This is a genomic window from Paenibacillus sp. GXUN7292 (assembly GCF_050864975.1).
In the GTDB taxonomy this organism is placed as follows: Bacteria; Bacillota; Bacilli; order Paenibacillales; family Paenibacillaceae; genus Pristimantibacillus.
In genome coordinates this window covers 370285-395872 of record NZ_JBOZWO010000002.1, presented here as the reverse complement: position 1 = coordinate 395872, position 25588 = coordinate 370285, and the positions used below count along the sequence as shown (strand labels likewise).

Below are 25588 nucleotides of genomic sequence, written 5' to 3'. Positions count from 1 at the left end.
CACATTCCGCTATACGTCTTCAAATGGGGCACTTTCTGCGATTTATGGATCAATAACGGAACGTCTGTCACTTTGCCGCCACAAAACTACGCTTTTGGACGTAATAACGGAACGACTGACCATCTAGCGAAGCTGTCGATTACTTATAATTATACTATGAAACGCGTCTATCGGCGTAAATTACAAAAGGAGCAGCCGCGGCATGCTCCTCGTTACTATTTTAATAGACTTGAATTGTCAGAAGAATTCCTTTATTCCAAAGTAACCGGTTCCGCCAAGTTACGGCCTACATTCGTGAGACTGCCGCTGTAGCTATCCACAACATATACCTTAACCTTATAGTTAGATCCGTTAGTATTGAAGTGTGCCGTTACCTTTTCTTGTTGATTGATTTCTTTTTCCACAGCGATGATGCCGGTTGGCTTTTTCCCTTTCCATAACTGAAACACAATAACAACCTTCCCTGCAGATTGATTCACGGTTGGCGCGACTATAACAGAAGCCTTTATGCCATTTTGCCGGGATAATTGACCACCTGTAATCACGTATGGCTTCTCGTCGCTGCCCGGCAAGACATCTCGAAGCGATATATCTTTTGCTTTCACAACGGTATAAGTTCCCCATGGCAATTGTCCAGTCGTCCCTGTCTCTGCTGTGATCTCCTTAGCAGCCGCTTTATTGCCGCTTGATATAGAAATTGTATAAGCTCCTTGCGGGACATCGAAATAATATTGCAGCCTGCCGTCGACAGGATTGTTATAAGCATCCACTACATCCATGACACCTTTTCGTCCCATCGCTGTTTGTCCTGACATATTGCCATAAACGGCTGTATAAGCTTCACTGTTATCCGCATTTGAAAGCACTACCTTTACGTCTTCTTTGTCAGCGCCATTCAGAATGATTTCACCAAATAAGTGTACGGCTCCTGTTCGCTTCCCCAATTGAAAAGCGGCAAGCGCTGTTTCGAGCGCACTCAAAGCTTCATCTATCTGGCCGCTAGCAGCCTGAATGTTTTCTTCAACGATGACCGCTTCTCGAATCGATTGCTGCAAAATCGCCTTGGAGCCAGGCTTGTATTGTCCAACTGCTTCCCCTTCTATGGCCTCTTCAACTAGCCCTATGGCCTCCGCTATTCTGTCAGTCAATGCTTGTCTAGGCGTCAAGCTGGTTATAAACAGGACCTTGCGTGTTTGCTTGCCCGCCGCTTCAGCCTCTATAATGACACGATTGATCCCCGGTACAAGAGCCTGGGTAACCGAAAAGCGCCCTGCTTCATCCCCTTTGCCAACAGCTATTCTATTGATTTTTACAGTTGCCCTCGCCTCGGTCTGCCCCGCTATGTCAATCGAGCTCTCGAATACCGTGAAATCTGCCGACAAAGGCTCATCGATCGTTAAAGCTGGTCCTTTCAAGCTGTCGATTAATATATCATCCAAAACAGTCCCCGTCGCTCCTGCTGGTCCATCAAAACCTAAAACTCTAGCTATCGTTGGAGCAATATCGATATTGTGTATTTGATTCTCATACACAATTCCCTTCTGGACAGCCTCTCCGGAAATCATAGTAAATATATGCTGGGAAGATTCATCAAGCGAATCATGCTGCCCTCTTATTACGCGAACCCGGTTAGGGTCACCAGTTTTGAAATTATAAGGCGGCTTTGGCGAAATCAACAAATCTGCAAAATGTGCCGGCGCTCCTCTCTTTATTAATTCCTCTTGAAATAAATGGGCACCGTAAAACTCTTTTTCCATCACGTCCTCGATGATTTGATGAACTGCGACTTTCTCTAGTGGAATTAAAAACTTAATCTGAGCTTGCAGCCCTACGGTTGTGATTACAATTTCAGTATCCGTCTTCGCACCTCTGCCTTCCTGGAATACGGTTTCTACCTTAAACGGTTCGCCCCTGTACGCATACCCTGCATTAGCAATCACCGCTTCAAGCTCCGGAAGACTGCTCAATGCTGGAGGGCTTGCCGCAGCGCTAGCTTCATCATCCGCCCCTAGAAGACTCATGCCATGGTCTGCAGTTAAAAAAATAGTCGTTTTTTCGTATATTCCTCTATCTTTTAAAGCTTGAACCAGCCGTCCCAATTCTCTGTCCATATGAATCACTGTGCTAGCCATGCTCCGCATCAATTCTTCCCGCGAATGCGATACAATTGAAACATCACGGACATTTTCTTCGTTATGGCCTGCCCCGTCGATTTCATCGCCATAAATGCTGAGAAATTTGGGCACCTCTGCGAATGTGACCATCTTTCCCCCGGTTTGGACCGGCTCGCCTTTAATGACTTTGATCATTTCATCTACACGCTGCGTAAACCCGCCCAACCCTGCCGCTTCTATATATGGTTGGGAGAGATTTCCCGCAAATAAGCCCCGTTCTTCAAAAAACCATGCATTGACTCCCACGATCGTTATGCCGCGTTTGGCGGCGGCTTCAGCTATATTTTCAAGAACATTCTCTCTGCCATACTGAATTATACGGTTTAATTCTTGGTCGTAATACCGATAGCTGTTTCCGGTATCCGCAGGCCACGCGCCCGAAGCGACTGCCTGCATCATAGACCCAGTAATAGACGGCACACCGGTCCGCGCATCGCTAAACAGGACGCCGTTTTGCAGCAATCCATTAATCGTTGGCGTGCCTTCATATTCGACGGAGTTAGCGAGCTCATACCAATTGTAGGCAAAGCCATCCCAATTTACATATAAAACATAACGGTCCTCTGTTTCTAATGCCAGAAGATTTTTCCCCTCTGCATGAATAGGAGCCGGAATATTCAATAAGCTTGCAATCGTTGGCGCCAGATCAGCAATGCTTGTTTCAACAGATACTCTGCCTGTTTTATTCAATGCCTGTATCGGTGCGCCGGCAATGACTCCAAATATAAATCTGGCCGAGTCTTCAAAGGAATCGGGTCTGCTTACCCCTACACTGGCCGGACAAAAGCTGTAACCGCTCTTCGGAATGATGATTATGTCTGCAAACATTGGATGTACGCCTAGCAAATCTAAATCGCTTCTGACAAGCACCTCCTCAACATAGCTTTCATTTTTCAGCAGCGCAACGAGCTCATTTTCCCGCTCTGCATCCAGCATGTTGTAACGCAATTGCAAATATTTGGCTTCGTAGTTTTTAATAAGAACCAGTTCATGCGGACCTGCTGCATTCCCCGCACTTACTTCCTTAAATGTAAATCCCCCACTAGTCAAAGCGCTATGAATATCGGTAATTTTTTTAGTTTCTGTCACAGCATCTCCACTGTGAGAGCTTAAGATATATACCGTATTCATAGGCTCACCGTACTGGTTGACTGCACTTAGGAGAGAACCCAAATGGCTGTCCAGCTGAACTAGCGTGGCAAGCAGCTCATTCAAATAGGTTTCCCTGTCTGTTATAGGGGTGTTCCGTTTGAGCATATACAAATCGTTAGCATAAATATTCAAATAATCCGGTTGTCCAGCATCAGCAAGCTGCTGCACGGCAATTGCGGCACTGTCCGCAAACTTCTTTGTGCTTGTAAAATAAATATACGTATCAGCAGCCTCGCCGCTTACAGCTGCTTCATCAATCACAACCGCTTTTTTCAAATTTTGCATAGCTTGTGTAATCGTCTGAGCCAAATTGACGCTGCTCTCCAGTCCCTTCACTTCACTGCCATCGAAATATTTATAAGTATTACCTGTCGTTTTGGGAAAAGCGCCTGTCATTGTGCTATACTTGGCAGCTTCCACGCTGGGTACAGTCGTCGAATGATTAGCAAGCCTCATACCCGAATGTACAAGGCTGTCCAAATTCGGTGTTGCTATTCCTTTCGTTTTTGCCAGCTCATAAAGCTCATTGTAAAACCCGTCCCATGTAATATGAACAACCTTGGAAGGTGATTCGCTTCCTTCTGCATAGATAAAAGTAGCGTCCTGTTTCCCATTAAGCGGCATAAAGCTGCCTGCTGCCATTGTTGCCATGATCAAAAAAATGATTAAAGTTTTTCCGGAGGTTTTCATAGATTTATCTCTCCCATCGTTTCATTTCAAAAACGATACAGCAAATAGCTATTTAGAGGCTATCCGTGAAACAAATCAGCTGGAATGCCCCTGAGCTTAACTGGCAGATCGGCTTTGTGCAAATGCGAGGTTGCTCCCAGCTCAATACAGCGCGGAACTGCCCATTTCTCCGTTCTTTGGTCCATTAGTACAACCGTTACAGAGCTTGGTGCCAGCCAAAAAGAAGACCAGGCAATCGAAATCGGAATTTGAAGCAAATGTGCAAGCCAGGTTAAACCGAGCCCGCCATGGCAAAATACTGCAACTTTATGCTTATTGGGCCTCAAGCATTTATATCGCCCGCCCTCTCGCTTATAGCCGTGAGTTTCCAGCAAGTCATCCGAGCCTTGCCTGATTTGAGCAATTTTGGCCATCAGCTGTTCATTATTGCGGAAAAAATGATTTTGCGACCAATTATCATGCGTTGGAAAAGGCTCATCATTTAAAATAAATTCTCCCGGCACATTAAAAGGCGCCACTGTTCCGATTTCTTCTATATCCTGATACATACCGGTAATTTCTTGCATCCAATCAAGCAGCTCGTATGGCTTGTTTAACCGCTTTGCCGTATATTCCATCGTATGAACGGCGCGTCCGAGCGGAGAAGAGTAAATATTATCCAGTCCCTGCTTTTCAAGTAAAGCAGCCAAAGCTTCGGCTTCCAAATGCCCGTCCGGTGTAATTGTCCCGTTATCATAGTCCGGATCGGCATGGCGAATAATGTATAGCAGCATGTTTATATCCCCCTTAACTCAAAGCTTCTATTTATTTGCATTTTTGCATGTCACATAAATTGTTTTTTTGCTCGTTTTATCTTCGAAAGCGGTCTCAACTACATATCGGTTTACCCCAGTCGTACAGGTCGCAATAAACGAAAATTCCCCATTCTCATCTGAATAACCGGCATATTTATTATTAATCGTTATAGAAGCACTAGCTGCTGTCTTGCCGGATATAGAAACATTAACGCCATACACAATTTCAGCAAGCGGATGAATAGTCAAGTGCGGGCCGCGCAAATGCTCTGCCAGAATATCATCGAGCGCTGTTCCAACCGCATGAGAAGGACCTTCAAAGCCGAGCAGCCTTGCCAGTGTCGGCGCGATGTCAACGATTGCTACAGGCTTTTCATAAACAGCTCCTTTGACAATATTGGCACCAGACAGCAGAGTAAAAGTATGCTGCACTTGCGGATCAAGCGAATCGTGATTCCCTCCTACGGCGCTCATCCCCTCTGGATCTGGCCTAAAATGATAGGGAGGTCGAGCAGAAATAAGCAGATCGGCATAATTGGCAGGCAACCCCGCTTTTATCAGCTCTTCTTTTGTCAGATGCGCCCCGTAGTATTTCTTAACTTTTATTTCACCCACAAAATCATGAATAGCCTTATGGCACAGAGGATTAACAAATGTAATCTGTGCTTGTAATGTAACAGGTACAATGACGATATCCGTAAGTTGATGTGCTTTCATCCCGGCAACAGGCAATATCTCAACAAGAAACTTTTTTCCAATATGCTTAAGTCCAATCTCAGCGATAGATGCGGCCAGATCAGCCAAGCTGGTTATTGCACCTGGCTGTCCATTATTCACCGTCTCCTTCGATTCGGCTCCATAATGCACCATTCCGTGATCTGTCGTTAAAAGAATGGTAGTACGCTCAAAAATGCCTTTATTTTTCAAGGCGCTTATAATCCGCCCCAAATCCTGATCCATTCTCATAATCGTCCTGGCTATATTGTCATACCATTCCTGTCTGCTACTTGCGATGCTAAGATAGTCGTATGGAGTGATAGCATTATGTGCTATTGTGTCAATATCATCCGCATAGATAGATATAAACCTCGGCAATTCATCCGGCACATAGCAGAAATTCCCAGTACGTACAGGCTCGCCATTAATCAATTTAATTAACGTATCCGCACGCTGGCCGAAGTTCCCAGGGGAACCCGCCACTTTAATATAGGGCTGCTGCGTATTTCCTTCAAACAATCCCCTATTTTCAAAATACCATGCATTTACCGCAGCAGCGCTAATGCCGTGACGCACAGCAGCTTCAGCGATATTTTCCGTCTTGTTTTCTCTGGCAAATTGAACAACGACATTGTTCTCCGCATCAAAGAAGCGGTAGTAATTCCCTGTGTCCGCAGGCCAAACCCCCGAAGCCAGGCATTGCTGCATAGCTCCAGTAATTGAAGGAACCCCTGTACGCGCTTGTGCACAAAGAACGCCGTCTTCGAGCAGACTATTAATATGCGGCGTGCCCTCATAGGAAGAATTAACAAGCCTGTACCACTCATAAGCAAAACCATCCCAATTGATATACAATACATAGTCTGAGCTGGACGGATTGATTATCGCTTTTGACATAGGTATTCTCCTTTCAAGAAAAAGTGCAGCCTTCAATGATTAAGACTGCACTTGCTGAATGAACTATTCGTTAATGCTTTGATACCATTCATTGGCTTCCTTCTCTAATTGTTCCCCGCCGGCCTTTCTCCACTTCTCAACAAATTCATCGAAATAATCAATCGGTTTATCGCCTGTAATGATATGAATGAATGATTCCTCTTCAATTTTCTTAAGCTCTTCCTTATACTTTCCGTCCGAAGGCAGCGGTGACAGCAAGGCATTGGAAATTCCGCCGACATCAAAATGATTGGCAAGCGCCCAGTCTATTCTCGGCTGAGCCCGTTTAATCGTCCAAATTCGCGCCTCCAGTCCGCTGACAAGCCCCATTTGCGCCACGGTCTTGGAATCATTGTCATTGATAAAGCCTGGGAAGCCATTGGTTGGATCATAGTCCCAATGCTTGCCTTTAATGCCGAATATACTCGTCATATAGTCCTCATAATCTTCACTTTGCGCATTTAAAATTTGCAGAATTTTAGCCATTTTATCCGGCTCATCCTCTAGCTGCTTTCCAAAGCCGATAAAATTGCCGCTTACCGCATTAGGCTCAGGAACGCCCATTGCACCATTTGAGCCTTTCGGCGGAACGCCATGAATCAATGTTTCCAACGCAGCGGGATTCACTTTTTGCAGCTCCAAATAAATTTCCGATTTAGAATCTCCTTCATACGTTAAAGGCTTCCAGTGGTAATAATCACCAAGGCTCGTAAAGCCGATCCGGTTATTCATAAAGGCGTGCGAGAAGGCATAATAGCCGCCTTGATTCTCTCCCGTTATAAACTCAGGATCAAGCACACCGTCCTTATACCATCTGCTTAAAGTTGCAAGCGCTTCTTTCATTTCAGGCTGCACGGAGCCGTAAACTAATTTGCCGTCCCTTTCCTGCCATATCATCGGCAAGTAGCCAAACGCCCCGTATACGGCTTGCATTCCAGATTGAGATAAGCCATAAGTATCCTTTTTGCCCGAGCGATCCGGGTCATCATTCGCAAATTTATACATCGCAGCTTCAAACTCCTCGAATGTCTCAGGAGCTTTGTCAATCCCCACATTTTTCAACCAATCTCCGCGCCATACAATCGGCTTTCTGAAGCGAACTTGATTCGGAATAGGAATGCCGTAAACCTTGCCGTCAATCGTTCCATATTTTAAAGCGTCCGGCACAGCTGCTTCTAGAAATTCCTCATAAATAAATGGTGCATATTCCTTCAGCATATCCACTGGTATTTCAGCCAAAATATCTTGCTTTACATATTTTTGCAGTGCTTCAAAGCCTATTACATCCATAAAATCCGGAATTTCACGCGATGCGAATTTCAAGTTTAATATTTCATGCCATTTGCTCGTCTCAATATTCCAAGCATCAAACTCCACGTTGAACTTTTCGCCGAAATACTTGATTAGCTCCCCATTATTATCAGGCGGCACGATATGAGAGCGTGCAAAGGAAATATGATACTTTTTATCAGGATCCGGCTTCGTCTTATCGACCTCTCCCTTCTCCCCCTCCGTTTCCTTGTTCTGAACCGCATCTGAGCTGGCTGGGGCTTTTTCAGGCTGCTTGCCTCCGTCACCGCAGGCTGAAAGAGCTACCGCAAATACAAGCAGAACCGACAACATCATGAACCATCCGTTTTTTCTCAACCTATTAACCTCCCATATTTTTTGTGCAAATCTAATTACTCTTATATTAGAGTCAATTTCACATTATCGTAAAAAGCATTATGAAAATTGACTCTTTTAGAAAAACGTATTTAACGTTTATCTACAAAGAAAAATACCTAATCTAGCCCTTAAGAGAACCGATCATGATGCCTTTCACAAAATATTTTTGCACGAATGGATACACCATAATGATAGGCAGGGTTGCGACCATGACTGTTGTCGCCTTAATGGTTTCTGGATTAACCGCCAAATCCTCATCGCCTCCCATTTCCATCATTTCTACTGTTCCTTCCAGTACGATCCGCCGCAATACGACCTGTAAAACTTGCTTTTTTGATTCGGAAATGTAGATCATACTGTCGAACCAGGCGTTCCAATGATGTACTGCCGTCCATAAGCCGAGCGTTGCAATGATCGGCATCGACAAAGGGATGACAATACTGAACAAAATTCTAATTTCATTAGCGCCATCAATCTTCGCTGATTCCTCCAGACTCTCTGGAATTGACATAAAAAAATTGCGGGCAATAATCATCTGAAACGTTAGAATTAAACCAGGCAAAATAAGCGCCCACATCGAGTTCATCAGCTTTAAATTATTAATTAAAAAATAACTGGGAATAAGTCCTCCTGAAAAAAACATCGTGAATACGATAAAGGCCGTCCAGAACCCGCGGTGCGGAAATTTTTTCTTGGAAAGCGGATATGCCGTAAATATGCTTGCGATCACCGTTAAAACTGTGCCAATTATCGTGCGGGTGAGTGTATTAATAAATCCATAAGCTATAAATTGGTTTTGAAGCACATGTGCATAATTGGTGAGCGTGAACTTAGACGGCAATATATGAATCTGCGTCAGCGCCGCTTCGCTGGAGCTTAAAGATGTTGCTAGCAAAAAAAGAAACGGATAAAGCGTAGATATACAAAGTAATATCAAGAAAGTATAGTTGAAGCAATCGAACGCGATATCCCATTTAGAAGCCTTTATTTTGACATTCATCGTAAAATATTCTCCTTTCCAGGCAAATGCGGTCCTACCACAATCCGTAGTCGTTAATTTTTTTGCTTACAGCATTAGTAATGACAATCAAAACGAAGGCAATGACATTTTTGAATAAACCTACGGCTGTAGCAAAGCTGTACTCCATTTCAATAAGACCCCGCCGGTAAGTGTAGGTGCTCAGCACGTCGCCTACGTTATACACAGCTGCATTGTACAAATTGAATATTTGATCAAAGTCGTCATTAACGATTCGTCCAACTGCAAAAATAAACATAATCGTAATAACCGGAGCCAGCGATGGCAGCGATATATACCAAATATTGTGGAACCGGTTAGCGCCGTCTACAGTTGCAGCTTCATACAGCTCCGGATTAACTCCGCTCAAAGCGGCCAAATAAATGATCGTCCCCCACCCGATTTCCTTCCAAATATCAGTTGCGACCAATATCGAACGGAACCAGCTCGGCTCTGCCAGAAAATAAATCGGCTGAATGCCAATCGACTGTAATAACAAATTAATTGGACCTATCGATGGAGATAAGAACTGAGTAAACAAACCGGCAATAACAACCCATGATAAAAAATGCGGCATGTAGCTGATCGTTTGCACCACTCTTTTAAAAAACAGCTTTCTTACTTCATTTAAAAGCAGTGCTAAAATGATTGGCGCCGGGAAGCCGAATATTAGCTTGTATGTACTAATAATGAGCGTATTTCTGAATACTTCCCAGAAGCTTCCCAAGGCGAATAAATCCCGGAAATGTTCCAAGCCCGCCCAACTGCTGCCCCATATCCCCAGGCTGAATTTGTAATTTTTGAATGCAATTAATAAGCCGTACATAGGGACATAGTGAAAAATAATGTAATAAATGATAGCAGGGATAAACAATAGAACCAAATATTTCTGATTTACATACGCTTGAAAAAAACCTGTCTTCTTCCTATCCGATTCCAACTGAAACTCATCATTATGATGCCGGTTGTGTGTACGTTGAAGCATGGAGCGATCTCCTTTCTACTTGTCTCGTTTGCAATCGCTTTGTAATTCTACAATGAGCGGAACATAGCAATTTAGATATAATAAACATTCACAAAGATTGAATTTTTGTGTTTTATTCATATAAAAATTTCACAAAAGTATAAAGGAACGGCTTTTTGCTGAAAGCGATTACAATATTTCAAGCCCCATGCTATAATATTTTTTGCAATATTAGAGTTCGGCAGCTCAATGGAACGGGGGTATTAAAAATGAGACGATTCCATAAGTTCAATACGGTTTTTTACAAGCTTATCTTCTCTTATACGATCATAATTTCTGTCACCATCATTTTTGTTGGCATAACTTTTTATTTATATTTCTCCACAAAGTTCAATGAGCAGGTCGAAAAAGTTAATTATCATATATTAGCTCATCTGAAACAAACGATTGAAGATAACATTATAAAAAAAGTGGAAGCAACCTATTTGGATTTGGTGGCTGATACCTGGCAGGACAATCCCGCCATATTTCTATTCGACCATCCGATAGAAGGTAATCATCCTACTATAAATGCGGTTTATCAGCAGTTGAACGCGATCGTTAATTTTAATGCGGAGCTTTTTGATTCAATCGGCATTTATTATGAGGATCATAATATTGTCATTTCCTCATCCTCCGGCATTTCTTATTTAAAGGATGACGTAACGGTAGATCTGAGCTGGCTCAGCGTAGCAAAGCAAACTAAAAAAACAGCAGCATGGATGGAAGCGCGACAGGTAGCTGCCAATGTTCATTCCGACTCCGGCCGGTCTGATATTGTTACCTTTGTAAGCCCCTACCCTTTTACCTCTAAAAAGGACAAGGTGAAAGGCTACATCGCTTTTCATCTAAAAGAAAGCGCATTTCACAGCATCATCCAGTCTATTGCTCCTTACGAAAACAGCCAGTTTTATCTGCTTAATGACGAAGGCAATCTAATCACACATAGTAACCATTCTGTCTTGTTCAATGGTACAGCCGATTACCCCTACATCCAAGATATTCTCCATGCTCAATCGGATAACGAAGACTTTATTATTCAAGCCGATGGAGTTGAAACACTAGTATCTTATGCTGTTATCCCAGGGGTGCAGTGGAAGATTATCAACCATACCCCTGTGAATGAATTTTATAAAAGCACAACGCCAATAAGAAATACTTTGATCGTAATTTGCTTGTTGGCGATCGTAATCGGGCTGCTGGTGTCCAATTTTTTCACCAAAAATATTTACCAGCCATTAAAAACGATTATCCAAGGCACACGGCAGCTGTTCGGCAATCAGCCATTGCCGATCGACACCAATAATGAGTACCAAATTATAGATAATGTCATTAATAATTTATCCATTAAAGTTTCTAAGCTGAAGGATACTTTGGAAACCAATATGCCCTTGATCAAGCATAATCTCATTACCGGATTGCTGCATAATACGATCACCCGTCAAAATGAGCTGGATGAAAGATTAAGGCTTCTTAATATGAAGCTTACAGGCGATAGCTTTCTTTCTCTGACTTTTCATTTGGATATACCTATGTTGAATACCCTTTCTATAGAAAGCCGCCAATATATTAAATATGATCTCATTCATTTCCTAGAAACAAATAGCACGCCTGATACACTGTTGCTTGCAACCGACCTTGCAGAAAACCAGATTTGCACTCTCGCCTGTACAGAAAATGATACTTTTGATGCTATTGTAACGTTGGTCCGTAACGCCGTCGGCTATATTTCTTCGAGCTTTAACATAGATGCTGTAGCCGTGATTGGCTCTCCCGTTACTGACCCATTAATGTTTCATAGATCATACAAGGATTCATTGGCATTGATGAAATACCATTATTTTTTGCCGGAACAAAGGATTTTATATGGAGATGAGCTTTTGGCAAGAGAAAACAGCAGCGAGGAAATTCCAGAGGAATATGTCGAAAGAATGGCTTCAAGTCTTAGAACCAATGATATTCAAATTATAAAAAAGGAAGTAAGCAATGTCCTCTCGCTTATGCAAGCTGGTAATTTTTCAGCTGATCACTGCCACCAGAAGCTGCGGGACATGATCACCATATTCCGCAGCTATTTAAAGGACATATATTTAAAGACAGAAGAAGCTGTCGGGACTGAGCGATTGGAGCATTTTAAATTTATAAGCAATATCAACCAGTTTGAAGGCTGGCTGCTGCAGGTTATTGAAGCGTGCAGCAATAGCTTGAATGACCGTCAAAAAAACAAAAACTCGGCCATTATCGAGAAGGCCAAGTCTTATATTTTGGACAATATAGACGCTTCCTTATCGCTTGATACTGTAGCTGAGCATATTTTGTTAAGCCCGCGTTATTTAAGCAAATTGTTTCGAGAAGAGACAGGAATACATTTCACAGATTTCATTACATCCGCACGAATTGAGAAAGCTCGGGAGCTCATTCTATCAACGAATGATACGATCGAACAAATATCGTATAAAGTCGGATTCAACAGTTCAGCTTATTTTATAAAGAAATTCAAAGAAAATTATGGGGTGACGCCAAAGAATTTTAAGCATAATTTTCAAATGCAAAGCAGCTAATCTGAGTGCCGAAATCAAAATACGGACATCAACAATAGATAGCATCTATTGTTGATGTCCGTTATAAATCATGTATCGTGACCTCGCTCCTCACCATAAATCTATTGTTTAAACCTGTTTGTCCAATACCCTTTGAAATATAAAGCATCCCGTATTCCATTTTATGAAGCCCTTTATAAACTCCCTTCGCAGGTAAAACTCCTTTTGGCTTTAAGCGAAAGAAGAATGGGATATTGAATTGTTTGCCATGAAAATGACCTGCCATCATATAATCGTAATGATTTTTTACAGTGGTTAGTACATTAGGATCATGCGTTATGACAACGACGGGTTTAGATTGAACGGTTACGTTTCGTTCTAGTATGGTGTTTATTGAAGAAAAAGCATCTGACACCTTGCTATGCCCTGTCGAATAATCATCGATGCCAACTAGCTGAATTTCTTTTAATTGTCGTGATTCATTTCTTAGTAAAACAATATCTAGCTTTTCAAATAGCTCGAGCAGCTGAGTGAAATGAGCATTTTGATAATCATGATTGCCAAGCACAGCATAGACTGGGATTTGACTTTCAGCTATTGTTTTGAAATACCGTTCTAGACGGGAAATACTGCTGGACTTTGATGTATAATCTCCTGTAAGCATAATATAATCCGGTGCGCATCTTTCAATAATTGCCCTAAGTTTCGCTGGTGAAATTCTCAGCATATCTACATGCAAATCGCTAATTTGCAATATACGAACACCAGTATTTAGCGGCTGATGAATATGTTCTATTTTCAACCATTGTGTTGGAAATATTAAAAAGAAATAATAGATAGCAAAGACGGATATAATGGTTAGAACAATATACAAAATTTTCCTCCTGCAGGGCTGATTGCCTCTGTTTGCTTAAAACTTTAATCCAGCGCAGTTAAAGATATTAGCTTTCACAACTTTGAATTATTCGTTATAATGAAGGATAACCAGCAATGATATAATATGGAGGCATCTGTTATGATCGGACAACGAATTCAACTTCTGCGTAAAAAAAATGCACTTTCATTAACGGAGCTTTCACAGCGAGCGGGTGTCGCAAAATCCTACTTAAGCTCAATAGAAAGAGGACTTCAACAAAACCCATCCATCCAATTTCTTGAAAAGATAAGTGAAGTACTTCACGTTTCTGTTGAAGATTTAATACATGACGATACAAATGAAAGTGCAGCTGAAACCCTGGACCAAGAATGGGAGCAGTTAGTAAGAGAAGCAATGGTTTCTGGAGTCAGCAAGGAACAATTCAAGGAATTCCTCGAGTTTAATAAGTGGAAATCCAACAGGGAATAACTATGTATACCTAAACAGCGTTATCCTGTATAAGTGTCTGGCCCTTCTCCTTCAGAATGGCCAGCACCGTTTTCACTTCTTCTGCCGTAAACCCCTTTGAGCGTGCACTAAGCATCAATTCGACCCATTCAACATCCAATTCAGTTTCATATACCGAGTTTAAACGTGACATCTCCTCAATTCCCCCATCTCATCGGGGCGGTTGCACCACTGACTCCATGCGCCTAAGGTGCCCAAATAATAGACGCACTTCCCAGTCTCCCACTGATTCATATTCAAACGCTCAAATTGAATTATAGCCCACCTTTTTTAAAATTGCTGTCTAATTATGGTTAATTTAATTGGTTTATTATCGGAATTTATGTCGAATAATTTCTACTTTTTAATAGATTTGTGATACATTTAGCGCTATATACCTATATTGTCATATGACATTTGCGCTTCTTGCGTGTAATGTCACTAGATTATCTTCGTTTTCATAACCATTGGGATTTTGGAGCTGCCAGCGCCACGCATCTTCGCACATTTCTTGAATATCAATTTGTGCTTCCCAATCTAGTATTTCTTTTGCTTTTGCTGGACTGGCATAGCAAACAGCCACATCACCAGGTCTATTATCTGCGATTGAAAAAGGAATATTTCTGCCGGAAGCTTGCTCGAACGCTGCAACCATCTCAAGCACGCTATACCCTTTTCCTGTGCCTAGATTATAGGCATCAACACCTGTACTATTGCGGATTTTCTCCAATGCCTTTATATGTCCGCGGGCCAAATCTACTACATGTATATAATCCCTTACTCCTGTTCCATCCTTAGTGTTATAGCTGTCGCCGAATATAGTAAGCTTCTCCTGTCTACCTATAGCAACTTGTGTAATATACGGCATCAAATTGTTTGGTATTCCGTTTGGATCCTCGCCGATCCGTCCGCTCTTATGGGCGCCTACAGGATTAAAATAGCGCAGCAACGCAATGCTCCAGCGAGAATCTGCTTGATATAGATCTCTCAACACTTCTTCCGTCATCAATTTTGTTCTGCCGTATGGATTCGTGGCGGTTAAAGGGAAATGCTCCTTAATCGGGCAAATTTCTGAATGGCCATATACAGTAGCAGATGAACTGAACACAAGCTTTCTTACATTGTGCTTTTCCATCATTCTGCACAGATGCAAGGTGCCATTTAAATTGTTATGATAATATTGCAAAGGCATTTTGGCAGATTCACCGACTGATTTTAATCCGGCAAAATGTATGACCGCTTCAATCTCATGCTCTTGAAAAATCCGATCCAGTCCGCATGAATCCAAAATGTTCATCGAGTAGCTTTTAAATCTACGCTTGCTTAGCTGCTTTACACGCTCCAATGCTTCTGGCTTACTGTTAGAAAAATTATCGATCACTACGATATCAAAACCTTGATTTAACAACTCTACACAGGTGTGGGATCCAATATAACCGGCCCCACCCGTAACTAATATTGCCATTATATGGCCTCCAATCTATTTATCCTTATGACACACCATACATTTGCAGCCATTGCTTTAAATTTTGTTTTATATCGAAGCCCTTTTGACCTATTTTATGATGAATGGTTTGCCTGTCAGGCTTCGTGCTTGCTAATGCCTTATCGATACTTTCGCTCCACTGCTCATAGCTTTTATCCAGGCCTATGTATTGAATGAGACCCAAACCCATATCAGTGAGTTTAGGCACCGCATCGGACACTACACACGGAGTACCAGCAGCCTGTGCTTCGAGAACTGCAATTCCAAAGCCTTCAAACTGAGACGGGAATACAAACACATCAAAACAGCTCATTAAGCTCGGCACATCCGCCCTTGTTCCCAAAAAGCGAATATTGGCATGCAGCCCCATCTGACTCGCCTCTAACTCAATAGCCGGTCTAAGCGCACCCTCGCCGACGAGCACTAGCACTGCTTTTTTTCCTTTCATAAGCATTTCTCTTAACAACTGCAAAAGAAAACGATGGTTTTTACTTGTGGAAAAGGTCCCTACATGGCCGATCATTAAACTGCCTGCTGGAATATTAAGCTCTTGTCTCACCTTATTACGCGTTTGTAAAGATGTATTCTCATATGCGTTAAGATCGATGGCATTATACAGTAATCGTGTTTTGGAAGAGGAGCCAAATAAAAACTGAGCTGCCTCGTTGCTGCAGGCACGATAGTCTGTAGCTGAGTAGCGAATTACCGCTTTCATGGCGCGCAGCATGAAGCCTGCTTTCATGCCTGATCCCTTTGGCCAGCTGCTGCTGTGCGAATGACAGATCCTTATCGGGATGCCAGCCAGCTTAGCCGACAATGCCGGGAATCCGCTTTGATAATCCATATGGGAATGAACAGCGGCGTAATCAGCGCCTGACATAATTTTTTTCAATTCATGAATATAGCCAATGGGGCCTTGATTTCCCAAACTTTTGATTTTATATATCCTTCCGCCCAAAGCTTCAATTTCCTCATCGTAATCACAGCATTCTTCTCGATGTGATACAAAGTCAAACTGCAGCATCTGTCGGTCCAAATTGCGATAAACATTCATCAATAAAGTTTCAGCGCCTCCTCTATTCATCGCGCTTACGATATGCAGAATCCGCCTAGCCATGCTCCTCCTCCTCCACTATGTAGCAACTTGCATTTGATTACTTAACAGACGGCTGAACAATCCTTTATTATCAGCAGACAGCTTAACAAAATCTCCTGACTGTACGATTTTTCCTTGATCCAGCACAATGACTTGATCTGCATTGCGGATCGTCGTCAATCTATGTGCGATGACAATGACGGTGATTTCACCTTTCAGCTTCTCAATTGCTTCTTGAATTTTTGTCTCGTTCATCGTGTCCAGCGCACTCGTCGCTTCGTCAAGAATAAGAATCGACGGCTTCCTTAAAATAGCCCTTGCAAGAACGAGCCTCTGGCGCTCCCCCCCCGACAGCCGAATGCCGCGATCGCCAATAATCGTATCCAAACCATCCGGCAATTTAAGCACAAACTCGGCAGCCGAAGAAAATTGCAGCGCCTCCCACAATTGGCCTTCACTTGCTTCTGGATCAATCATCGACAAATTATCCCGGATACTGCCATGAAATAAAAAAGGATCCTGCGGTACATAACTAATCGAGCTTCTAAGCGAGAGCAGATCCTCATCCGTCAATGTCTTGCCGTCTATAAGCACCTCGCCATGCTCGGGCTTCATTAATCCCATGACTAGATCAATTAAAGTGCTTTTCCCCGCGCCAGATTGGCCAACAATTGCAGTCATGCACTTAGCTGGAATTCGCAGATTGATGTTTTCAAGCGTGTAATAAGGTTGTTCCTGGTCATAACGGAAATAGACCTCTCGGCATTCCATTTGATGCTTCAGCTTGAGCGGCATAAATGACTTGCTTCTGCCGACATCCGAAATGTCAATTTCCTGTGCATGCAGAGAATCTTCTTGTAATTCCATTAATGCACGGAATGCAGGCGATGCCGATGCAATTTGTTCCAGATTAGACTGGATATCCGTAATACGCGGCCAGAGACGAGCGAACATAGCTAAAACGAGCAGCAAATGCCCTCCTTCATTTTGAAACATTGTAACTGAGGTGAAAACAAATGCAGCAATCAGAATAGATGAGGTAATTTTATAAACCAGCTTCGAATTACTTCTTTGCTTTACGTTTAAGTATCGTTCTTCTGCAGAATCACGCGACCAATCCTGTAACCAGCTATAACGTGACTGCTCTAAAGAATTGCTTTTAATATCCTTCATTCCGTTAAATTGATCAACGATCCCCGCCATATAGCTTTCATGAAGCTTGACGGCTTTAAATCCAATCTTCTGTGATTGCTTAATAAATCTTCGAGATACTAAAATAACCAGGCATCCGAAACCGAGTATCGAAAGTGTCATAAAAGGAGATATAAGGAATGCAATTCCGATTTGAATGGCTGTAAACACTAGAGAAGCCATAAATTGAAGCACAAGATAAGCTCCATTAGTTACACGGCCCAATTGGTCCGTTAAAGAGCTGATTAAATCTGTTTTTCGTTTTCTCATAAAAAAAGACCATTGAGCCTGTAATAATGCCCTATTGATCTCTAATCTAACACTATTAATATAACCCGTTAAAATTTGCGTATCACGCATGCTTAACCTTCGGCTAATAAGACTTTGTCCTGTAACTAAAAGCAAATACAGCGTTAGCACGATTAATAAAGCCTGCAGCATAGGCATTTGTTTCAAAAATTCTAAAAGACCCATACCAGGAATTTGGATTTGAATATCAATGATGCCAATGATCGATAGAAGCGGTATCAGCAATATAGTGCCTATTCCATCCAACAATCCGATGATCATGACCCCGAACAGATTGAAGTATAGCTTACTCCCCGCATAGAAATGCAGCTTTCTAGTAAAATATAAAATTTGTTTCATAGCTTATTCCTTTCCATTGCTTGTGACGAATATTTTTTGGAAAAGAAGCCTGTAATCGTAAACCTGCTCATTTCTTCGTATCCCGTAACATATAATGACCCGCTCCGCAGCCAGGCATGAGCAATAAGCTTTCCAGTCTCATCCTTTGCGGTTCCTAGATATAAAGTACTCTCAATGCGACGCTTCTCCAGCATTTTCATAGCTGTCACCGCGCGCACTAAACATTTCGTCTCCCAAAAAGTATATTTACACATGATTTCAATAGCTTGGTGTACGCTTATTAATGTTCGATGATTCTCTTTTTGGTAATCCTGACCTGTTTCAACCATGTATTCACCAAGCGATGCAGCAAGCTTGGAAAAAGGATAATGCAGCAAATAAAACCTAGCCCATCCTAAATACAAGGTCGCTTCTATCAAGAGAAGCTTAGTTTTGAAATCCAAAGAAAACAACATTTTTAATTTTCTGAGCATTTCTAGGCACCTTTATTTTCCCGATTCAATATAACTAGCTTTTCTTTTGATAAATGAATTAAAAATGATAGTAATTGATCTTCACAAGTGCTGCGATCAACATCAAATTCCTCCATCAACTCATCAACAATTTGCGTCACAAGCTTAGGCTCTTGAATGAGGTTCCATATCTGGCTGCCCATTACACCCAAATTATAATACTTTCCGTTTTCCACACTTAATATTACTTTTTCTTCTCCCATATCGCTTACTATATTGTTTTGACTACATACGACTAATGCATTTAATAATAGCGACTGATCTGTTATCATTGTTCATTCCCCCACAGTGATAGTATCCAATATCAAATCGACAAGCTGCGGTGCTGAAAAGCCATCTGCAGAACGATGAAGCCGGTAGATTGGTATTTGATTGCCTATTTTAGCTGATAAACCAAAATGCCAATCTGAAAGATTCATGCTGGGAATCATAAATTGTCTAAAAGTATGTTTAAAAAGTAAAGGCAGTTTTTCTAGTTTATTTACGGCTTCCAAACTATTTTCTGAACTTTCTGACATATTCAATTCGAAAATTCCAGCTAGCGGCATTTTATCTGCACAATAACGTTCCTCAACAGGCACACAAAACTTGGTAGCCCGGCCATGGATCGAGCGCAGCTCCTCATTGTCCATACCAAAGGCATCCAGGCTTTGCTGCCACAGCTTTTGCTGGGGGTAGGACGGCGTCACAATTGGATATTTTTCTATTGATGAAAAGGTGACCGGAATAATATCATCCGTTAATAGCTTATAACCGCGCTCTACGAATGCAGTCGCTAATGTAGACTTTCCTGCTCCAGATTCACCAATAAATCCGTATGCTTTTCCTGAAATAACTACTGCACTTCCATGTAATGGATAAATTGACCTTTGAAGCAGCAATATACCCATGCAGGTGCCTAGAATATATAAGCGGATTATATCTTCATCCGTCCAAGAATAAGGAGAGACGATAATTTTATTGCCATTTATTATCCGAAATACTCCGGCATCATGAGTTTGCAGCGTTACCATATCATCCGCGACTGAAATAGATTGCGTATTGGCGTTAAACCCATGTCTTAGAAATCGATCGATTACAATTTCTATTTCAGCTGAGTACTGATCTTCGCTTGCTTTCATGAGTTCTGGAAAAGAAATATCGCTCAAAATGTGTAAACCAAATGCTTTGTAACTTTCTTTAGTCCCTACATTTTGCAAATTACCCACTCCATAATAATTGATATTGGAAGCTCAATATCTTGCAGGATACGAGCTTCCAATTACTGCTTATTAGGCTTCAAGCCTAGCTCCAGGTAAGTTGATCTCTTGGAGTTCCTACCGGATAGTCATGATCAAGTTCATTTCCGTTATTTGGATGCAGTTCTGTCATATTAACTTGCAGAACTTCCAATTCGGGCATAACCCACTGCTTTTTCGTCATATGTATCACCTCCTTTAAAAGTTTCGTTTCAGAAATCGATATACGATGACGCTCCACATTAAAACACGCAGATCTTGGTCATTAGCATTTTTTGAATGAACAGCATCCTGATATTTATACAAAGCATCATTAATAATCGCTCCATCCAGAAATTGTAATATTGTATCATCCCTGCTCATCTGCTTAGCTTCTTCGATAAATGAAGGCCAGAAGGCTTGCATGCGATGCAGCCAATCCGCTCCTTGGATGCCGCGTACTGTTTGATTCATTCTTACCTGATCCGGCAAATGATTTTCAGTTGCTCGCCTTATAAGTGCACGATCTAATCCATGAAGCACATATTGGTCTTCAGGAACGGACAAACAAAATTGAATGACGCGTATATCATTTGAAGGATCTCGGCTCCATAAGCCGTAGGACAAGGATAGTTTGGAATTAATCGTATTCGTTGAATACCAATGGAATAGATCTTCGAAATGCCATTTTCTGAATTTGTATATATTCGTTTCAGTAAATATCCCGGTTGCGTCCATACCATGCATTTGGAGTTGTTCCGTTACTTTTGTTTTTCTGGCAAAGTCAGGGTTTATGATAGCTCTTGGCTTTACTAATACATGTCCTTTATTTCTGTTTAGCGCTGGCCATGTACTCATCATTTCCGACAAGACTCGCGCACGTCCAGTGCTTCTTTTCATGCTGTACGCTTTAAGCTCTTGAGCTAAGCGAATCCATCTTAATTGTTTGAACAGAAGCATGTAATTTTCTATCGCGTATCCCCAGGAAATCGTCATATTTCCACGGGCTCCGTTTAATAACACCCCGACGTTTTGTTCGGCCGCTTTCTCGAAAATGCCCTTGATCCAAAATGAATTAGCAAAGTTTTTATAAGGCATTTCCAGTATATCCAGCAGCGAATCAATTTCTGTATACGAATTAGTATCTTGAAAGTTCAAATAATTGGCTTTAATTCCGCCTATATGCTTAACGACAGATTCGATATATGAAGTCTCATTTGCCATTCTATTTTTAGGTGTATAATCAATAAAGTCATCCGTTGGAATATAACTGTATGTATGCAGCGGCTTGTTTTTTGAACGCAGCATTTTTGCCGCATAAGCCACAACCGCTCCCGAATCTAGTCCACCGCTTAAATGCGATCCTACATGACGATAGGTACGGGACCGGGCGTTGACTGCCTCTTCAAACACATCACGAAATGCTTCTACATATTGTTCATCCTGCTTAAAGCGCAGCTTCTTATCTGCCTTAATTGTAATATACCTTGAAGTCTTTACTTGATTGCCTTCTACCGTCATACTATGGGCAGGCGGCAGCTCGTATATGTCCTGATATACGTTAAGCGAAGCATCAACAGTTAGAATAGCTGTACAAATTGCAAGATACTGAGCCAACCATTGTTCATTAAGGCGTTTTTCTACTTGAGGCAAGCCTAATAATGGTTTCATCGTCGTGCATAGCGCTAATCGAAATCCATTCCAGTGGTAGTACAGCGTTCTGCTCCCTGAGGAATCTCTGGCGGCGAATAATCGCTGCTCTCGTTCATCCCAAATAATAAAGGCATAATCGCCAATCAAAAATCGGGGCGCCTCCTTCCCCCATTTTGCGTAAGAAAGAAGTATCAATTCGGCATCCGTAATATGTACTCTTCGAGCATATGGAACAGCAAGCAGATCGAATAATTCCTTGCGATTATCAATAATGGCATCAGCAGCAATCACCAATTGTCTTAACGAATCATATAGGGGATTGAGTTCATCAATAGATTCCGGAGTAATCCATTGATTATGGCAGCCAAGGAACACATTATCTTTATGCCAGGCTTGGATTGTATGACAAGGAAATTTGGCTAGAGCACTCATGATCGTACTTCCTTGATCAAGTGTAGAAGATTGTCGCTCTGTCATATAAATGGCTGTAATGGCGCTCATTCTATCCTCCAGTTAAACCGTGGTTTGTTCGTTGTGTTGAACAGAATTACCACTCACTTTTGTTCTTTATTAAGAACATAACTAAATATTACACTTATATACAACTACTGTCAACAAGTAAATCATAGATTGATTGTGAAAGATAAAAAAACTTGTTTTATGCAAGAAGTTACTATATTGAACAGCACTAGAATGGTTAACTTTCAATCGAATTATATCCTATCATCCTTGCATATACTGTCAAAATTTGTTGCATGAATATGTACATTTGACTATATTTTTTGTTTTTTATAACGAATTCATTAATCCGCTTTAATTACTACTGTGAGCGACTGAAAGTTCTTCGTAAAGAACACAATCCTCTTTCATCAGAAAAGAAAAATCCATCTTAATGTAACTCATGCATTGACATTAAGATGGATTTTATGAAGCCTTAATCGTTTCTTAAATATAAGAAAGTGACCATTAATTCATTATTTTTCCGAAAGGTTTAAATTCAGCTCTGTTTCCGATTTTTTTCCAGGTTAACAATCTATTCGTCGTCCATACTACGGAATTGTCCCTTGTCGTTTGAGCGATATTTGTATTCCATTGGGGTTCAGTACTAGCAGAGATGCCAGCAACTGTACATGTAAAGTAAATACCATCGAGCCCGTCTGCCTTTATTACTTCATCCTTTTGATAAGCCTTATTTGGTGCCCATACTCCAACATTCTGATTAATATCCATAACAACCTCTCCAGAAAAACCTTTAAATTCAATAGGTGCAGGGGCAGTATTGCCAGGGAATATGGCCTCATATACATGAGTTCCGGCATAGATCCGATCCCGGTGATTGAAATAGCTTTTGCCGGTTCTTTCCTGATTACAAGCATACCCAGCAGTAGTGCACACCCAGCCTTGGTATTCACCTGGTACAGGCGCCGAATTATTAAGCACATACCCCAGCTCATATTTCCCTGTGACCGGCATTGTTTTCACATGGCTATAAGGTTCGAACACCCCATTCACATAATTGTTAGCAGTGAAAACTTGGTCACTAGTAATCGGTTGTATGGCCGTTTCTACGATATTATTTTTATAAATAATGACGTTCTCCGTTAACTGTCTGTTCAAATTTACAGCAACTACAGGTTTAGCAGATTTGAAACGGTTGCCATCAATTAATAAATATCTGCACGTAAACGTATTCACCCAAAAGTCAAACATAATAAAGTTGTCAGCTGTATTGTTATATTCGAAGCTATTATTGACTAGTTCCAAGCTTCCTTTAATATTGTACAGCAGTGCTACCGGCTTGTTATTCCCGATAAATTGACAATTACGTATGGCGAGCTTTTCCAAATAATAGTCTGCTGTCAAGTAAAATAATTGATTAAACGTATCCCAGTTGCTGAACCGGCAGTCCGCAATTTCGTAGGCGGCCCCCTTCAATAAGGCTATCGTGGGAATGAAATTAAATTCACAGCTTTGAATGATGCCTGCAGGTAAACGAAGAGGTTTCGTATTGTGGAATATGCAATTCGAAATTCTCCAGCCATAGGCATCGCTTTGGCCAGTTACTGTATTTAATGCCGAAGTCTGTCCCTTGAATATGCAATGGGAAATACTTTGCGGTTCCTTGCCATAAAAGAGAGTCGGTTGTTGACCCGTCATAAATTTTGAATTCTCATCATGATAAAACACACAATTATTCACATCTACTAAATAGGGTAAATCTTTCGTAATATGCAGTGAGCTATTGTGAAAGTAATTATCGCTAAATATGGTTGCCGCTGCTTTTCTGGTTGCCGCTGTGCACATGTACAGTTTATTATTAGTAAACATGACATCGCCATCAAAGGTCAGGACAGCGTTAGCGTAATGATTGTTATCTATTGTAATATCTTTACAGCGATCCCAAACCTGGCTGGGACCTAGCCGCTCCATTACATTATTCGTTATGGCCACATGCTTCGTACTGACGAGACTAACGCCAATTTTGCAGTCATAAATATGATTGCTGTCTATAAAGAAATATTGATTTAATTCATAGCCGTCTTCGATATCTATTGCTGCTTGTGGTGGGGTACCGGCGATATCATGTATTTTATTGTTTTTAAAAGTGATAAATTTACCTGTACCGCTTATTCCACAACGCTTGGAATGATGCAAATGGCATTTTTCTATATACACATGTTTGGGGTATAAAGGAACTGATACACTTAATATAACGGAATTAGAGGCGGCAGGATCCGGTATATGAGCTTGATATAAAACGATCCTGGCGTATGCAGCTTGAAGAGGTACCGGGATTTCATCGAATATTTTAATAGTAGATAGTGCGGTTAAAAAGTTATCCTTGGCATCATAAAAAATGACATCCATTACACGTGATTTAATATCTGTTCCCAAATCCGCCCAGCCATTGCCGCTTATAGTGAAATAGCCAAACTTTTTTATTGCCTCGCTATTCAGCAGCAGTGTATTTTTCAAACGTATTTTGGTGCTATCATTTATATCCAACCCTGTTGAGGTGTTAATGCTGCCTTGCTCCCAGTCCTTCAGATTGTAGCCGCTCTGGAAATTGGGAGAAAGTCCGAATGCAATAGAGTCGCCTGCACAATTAAATATCTCCAGATTTTTCAACTCAATTCGTTCCGGATTATCTAGGCTAGCATCACCGCTGAAGCTGCCAATTAGAACGCCAGAACAGCTTTCATGTGTGCCTCCGCTTGAATAGTCATGGTACTCCCGATCACCTTCTAGGATGCCGTTAGTCACCTTTACGTTGTTTTGAGATCTAATATTTATAATACTGTACTTATCATATCCATTATTTCTAATTCGCAAAGTAGCTCCGTTTAAATTTAAAGTCATCCTGCTTGCCGGTAGTATTGGATTATACTCATCAATTAAATAGTTTCCGAAAGGTAGTATGATCTCCGTAAAACCTTGATCAGAAGCCCATTGTATTGCCGCATTTATACCAATGGAATTCGCTTTAGCTTGCTGCTGATCGTTTGTGTCAATAATGTTTCCCGTTATCCCCCATCTGTTCAAATCTATTATATAAGCGCTGGGAACCTCGCCAATCTTTTGATCGAGATCCAGCAGCTTTTCCTTCAAACTGGTCGTAGGATCAACATAAACCGCTTCAGCGATCGTTATTGGGTATATATAATGATCATTACTGCTATCTTTAATTTTGTTTATTTTACCTTTCATCGCTAATCACCCCCAGTTCATC

At 41.4% G+C, this 25588-nt stretch carries 19 protein-coding genes, 1 pseudogene and 1 riboswitch; of the genes and pseudogenes, 3 read left to right on the top strand and 17 right to left on the bottom strand.

From position 1 onward, the window contains the following. Positions 1–312: hypothetical protein (locus tag ACRRU2_RS04410; protein ID WP_432500086.1), on the top strand; the 312-nt coding region annotated here is incomplete at its 5' end. Between the two features lie 1706 nt (positions 313–2018). Here the strand turns inward: ACRRU2_RS04410 and ACRRU2_RS04405 are convergent. From ACRRU2_RS04405 to ACRRU2_RS04380, 6 genes and pseudogenes are all read right to left on the bottom strand, one after another. Then, a pseudogene (locus ACRRU2_RS04405) lies at positions 2019–3950 on the bottom strand (alkaline phosphatase family protein); the annotation flags it as partial. A gap of 125 nt (positions 3951–4075) precedes the next feature. Beyond that, positions 4076–4789, bottom strand: a complete 714-nt coding sequence (locus ACRRU2_RS04400; RefSeq protein ID WP_432500085.1) for a histidine phosphatase family protein — start codon at positions 4787–4789, stop codon at positions 4076–4078. 27 nt (positions 4790–4816) lie between these two features. After that, complete coding sequence (locus ACRRU2_RS04395) at positions 4817–6424, bottom strand: alkaline phosphatase family protein (protein ID WP_432500084.1); 1608 nt, start codon at positions 6422–6424, stop codon at positions 4817–4819. Positions 6425–6487: 63 nt separating this feature from the next. Beyond that, positions 6488–8110, bottom strand: coding sequence for an extracellular solute-binding protein (locus ACRRU2_RS04390; protein ID WP_432500083.1), 1623 nt, complete (start codon positions 8108–8110; stop codon positions 6488–6490). Between the two features lie 142 nt (positions 8111–8252). Beyond that, a complete protein-coding gene (locus ACRRU2_RS04385; protein WP_432500082.1) occupies positions 8253–9131 on the bottom strand; it encodes a carbohydrate ABC transporter permease in 879 nt (292 codons plus the stop codon). 34 nt (positions 9132–9165) lie between these two features. Next, positions 9166–10134: an ABC transporter permease gene (locus ACRRU2_RS04380; RefSeq protein ID WP_432500081.1), complete on the bottom strand. Its 969-nt coding sequence runs from the start codon at positions 10132–10134 to the stop codon at positions 9166–9168. A gap of 248 nt (positions 10135–10382) precedes the next feature. Between ACRRU2_RS04380 and ACRRU2_RS04375 the strand changes: the two genes are divergently transcribed. Continuing rightward, positions 10383–12713 carry a helix-turn-helix domain-containing protein gene (locus tag ACRRU2_RS04375; protein ID WP_432500079.1) on the top strand — a complete coding sequence of 777 codons (2331 nt, stop codon included), beginning with the start codon at positions 10383–10385 and terminating at the stop codon, positions 12711–12713. Positions 12714–12774: 61 nt separating this feature from the next. On the opposite strand, the gene ACRRU2_RS04370 is transcribed toward ACRRU2_RS04375, so the two are convergent. Then, positions 12775–13566 carry a metallophosphoesterase gene (locus tag ACRRU2_RS04370; protein ID WP_432500078.1) on the bottom strand — a complete coding sequence of 264 codons (792 nt, stop codon included), beginning with the start codon at positions 13564–13566 and terminating at the stop codon, positions 12775–12777. 141 nt (positions 13567–13707) lie between these two features. Between ACRRU2_RS04370 and ACRRU2_RS04365 the strand changes: the two genes are divergently transcribed. Further along, entirely contained in the window at positions 13708–14037 is a 330-nt protein-coding gene (locus tag ACRRU2_RS04365; protein WP_331699411.1) for a helix-turn-helix domain-containing protein, read from the top strand. Between the two features lie 10 nt (positions 14038–14047). Here ACRRU2_RS04365 and ACRRU2_RS04360 read toward each other — a convergent pair whose 3' ends face one another. The 10 genes from ACRRU2_RS04360 to ACRRU2_RS04315 all read right to left on the bottom strand — a co-directional run bounded on the left by ACRRU2_RS04360 (position 14048) and on the right by ACRRU2_RS04315 (position 25566). Next, positions 14048–14209: a hypothetical protein gene (locus ACRRU2_RS04360; RefSeq protein WP_331699412.1), complete on the bottom strand. Its 162-nt coding sequence runs from the start codon at positions 14207–14209 to the stop codon at positions 14048–14050. A gap of 15 nt (positions 14210–14224) precedes the next feature. After that, a riboswitch (cyclic di-GMP riboswitch) is annotated at positions 14225–14308 on the bottom strand. Positions 14309–14461: 153 nt separating this feature from the next. Next, complete coding sequence (gene galE / locus ACRRU2_RS04355; RefSeq protein WP_432500076.1) at positions 14462–15520, bottom strand: UDP-glucose 4-epimerase GalE; 1059 nt, start codon at positions 15518–15520, stop codon at positions 14462–14464. A gap of 25 nt (positions 15521–15545) precedes the next feature. Then, positions 15546–16658, bottom strand: coding sequence for a glycosyltransferase family 1 protein (locus tag ACRRU2_RS04350; RefSeq protein WP_432500075.1), 1113 nt, complete (start codon positions 16656–16658; stop codon positions 15546–15548). Positions 16659–16673: 15 nt separating this feature from the next. After that, positions 16674–18476 carry an ABC transporter ATP-binding protein gene (locus tag ACRRU2_RS04345; RefSeq protein ID WP_432500073.1) on the bottom strand — a complete coding sequence of 601 codons (1803 nt, stop codon included), beginning with the start codon at positions 18474–18476 and terminating at the stop codon, positions 16674–16676. Beyond that, the gene (locus ACRRU2_RS04340) at positions 18473–18949 is read right to left on the bottom strand and encodes a lasso peptide biosynthesis B2 protein (RefSeq protein ID WP_331699416.1); all 477 of its coding nucleotides are present in this window, start codon (positions 18947–18949) and stop codon (positions 18473–18475) included. Before ACRRU2_RS04340 ends, ACRRU2_RS04345 begins: the two co-directional genes overlap by 4 nt. Before the next feature lie 2 nt (positions 18950–18951). After that, positions 18952–19260 (bottom strand): lasso peptide biosynthesis PqqD family chaperone, encoded by a 309-nt coding sequence (locus ACRRU2_RS04335; protein ID WP_331699417.1) that lies wholly within the window; start codon positions 19258–19260, stop codon positions 18952–18954. Between the two features lie 3 nt (positions 19261–19263). Continuing rightward, entirely contained in the window at positions 19264–20187 is a 924-nt protein-coding gene (locus ACRRU2_RS04330) for an aldolase (protein ID WP_432500072.1), read from the bottom strand. Positions 20188–20272: 85 nt separating this feature from the next. Next, the gene (locus tag ACRRU2_RS04325; RefSeq protein ID WP_331699419.1) at positions 20273–20410 is read right to left on the bottom strand and encodes a paeninodin family lasso peptide; all 138 of its coding nucleotides are present in this window, start codon (positions 20408–20410) and stop codon (positions 20273–20275) included. A gap of 14 nt (positions 20411–20424) precedes the next feature. Beyond that, entirely contained in the window at positions 20425–22359 is a 1935-nt protein-coding gene (locus tag ACRRU2_RS04320; protein WP_432500071.1) for an asparagine synthase-related protein, read from the bottom strand. A gap of 465 nt (positions 22360–22824) precedes the next feature. Continuing rightward, entirely contained in the window at positions 22825–25566 is a 2742-nt protein-coding gene (locus tag ACRRU2_RS04315) for a hypothetical protein (RefSeq protein ID WP_432500070.1), read from the bottom strand. Positions 25567–25588 lie beyond the last annotated feature (22 nt).

What these genes read in the sequence shown, in the direction of transcription:
- ACRRU2_RS04400 (WP_432500085.1), bottom strand. Translation starts at nt 4,789, where the DNA reads ATGCTGCTATACATTATTCGCCATGCCGATCCGGACTATGATAACGGG.
- ACRRU2_RS04395 (WP_432500084.1), bottom strand. Translation starts at nt 6,424, where the DNA reads ATGTCAAAAGCGATAATCAATCCGTCCAGCTCAGACTATGTATTGTAT.
- ACRRU2_RS04385 (WP_432500082.1), bottom strand. Translation starts at nt 9,131, where the DNA reads ATGAATGTCAAAATAAAGGCTTCTAAATGGGATATCGCGTTCGATTGC.
- ACRRU2_RS04380 (WP_432500081.1), bottom strand. Translation starts at nt 10,134, where the DNA reads ATGCTTCAACGTACACACAACCGGCATCATAATGATGAGTTTCAGTTG.
- ACRRU2_RS04375 (WP_432500079.1), top strand. Translation starts at nt 10,383, where the DNA reads ATGAGACGATTCCATAAGTTCAATACGGTTTTTTACAAGCTTATCTTC.
- ACRRU2_RS04365 (WP_331699411.1), top strand. Translation starts at nt 13,708, where the DNA reads ATGATCGGACAACGAATTCAACTTCTGCGTAAAAAAAATGCACTTTCA.
- ACRRU2_RS04360 (WP_331699412.1), bottom strand. Translation starts at nt 14,209, where the DNA reads ATGTCACGTTTAAACTCGGTATATGAAACTGAATTGGATGTTGAATGG.
- galE (WP_432500076.1), bottom strand. Translation starts at nt 15,520, where the DNA reads ATGGCAATATTAGTTACGGGTGGGGCCGGTTATATTGGATCCCACACC.
- ACRRU2_RS04350 (WP_432500075.1), bottom strand. Translation starts at nt 16,658, where the DNA reads ATGGCTAGGCGGATTCTGCATATCGTAAGCGCGATGAATAGAGGAGGC.
- ACRRU2_RS04345 (WP_432500073.1), bottom strand. Translation starts at nt 18,476, where the DNA reads ATGAAACAAATTTTATATTTTACTAGAAAGCTGCATTTCTATGCGGGG.
- ACRRU2_RS04340 (WP_331699416.1), bottom strand. Translation starts at nt 18,949, where the DNA reads ATGCTCAGAAAATTAAAAATGTTGTTTTCTTTGGATTTCAAAACTAAG.
- ACRRU2_RS04335 (WP_331699417.1), bottom strand. Translation starts at nt 19,260, where the DNA reads ATGATAACAGATCAGTCGCTATTATTAAATGCATTAGTCGTATGTAGT.
- ACRRU2_RS04325 (WP_331699419.1), bottom strand. Translation starts at nt 20,410, where the DNA reads ATGACGAAAAAGCAGTGGGTTATGCCCGAATTGGAAGTTCTGCAAGTT.
- ACRRU2_RS04320 (WP_432500071.1), bottom strand. Translation starts at nt 22,359, where the DNA reads ATGAGCGCCATTACAGCCATTTATATGACAGAGCGACAATCTTCTACA.
- ACRRU2_RS04315 (WP_432500070.1), bottom strand. Translation starts at nt 25,566, where the DNA reads ATGAAAGGTAAAATAAACAAAATTAAAGATAGCAGTAATGATCATTAT.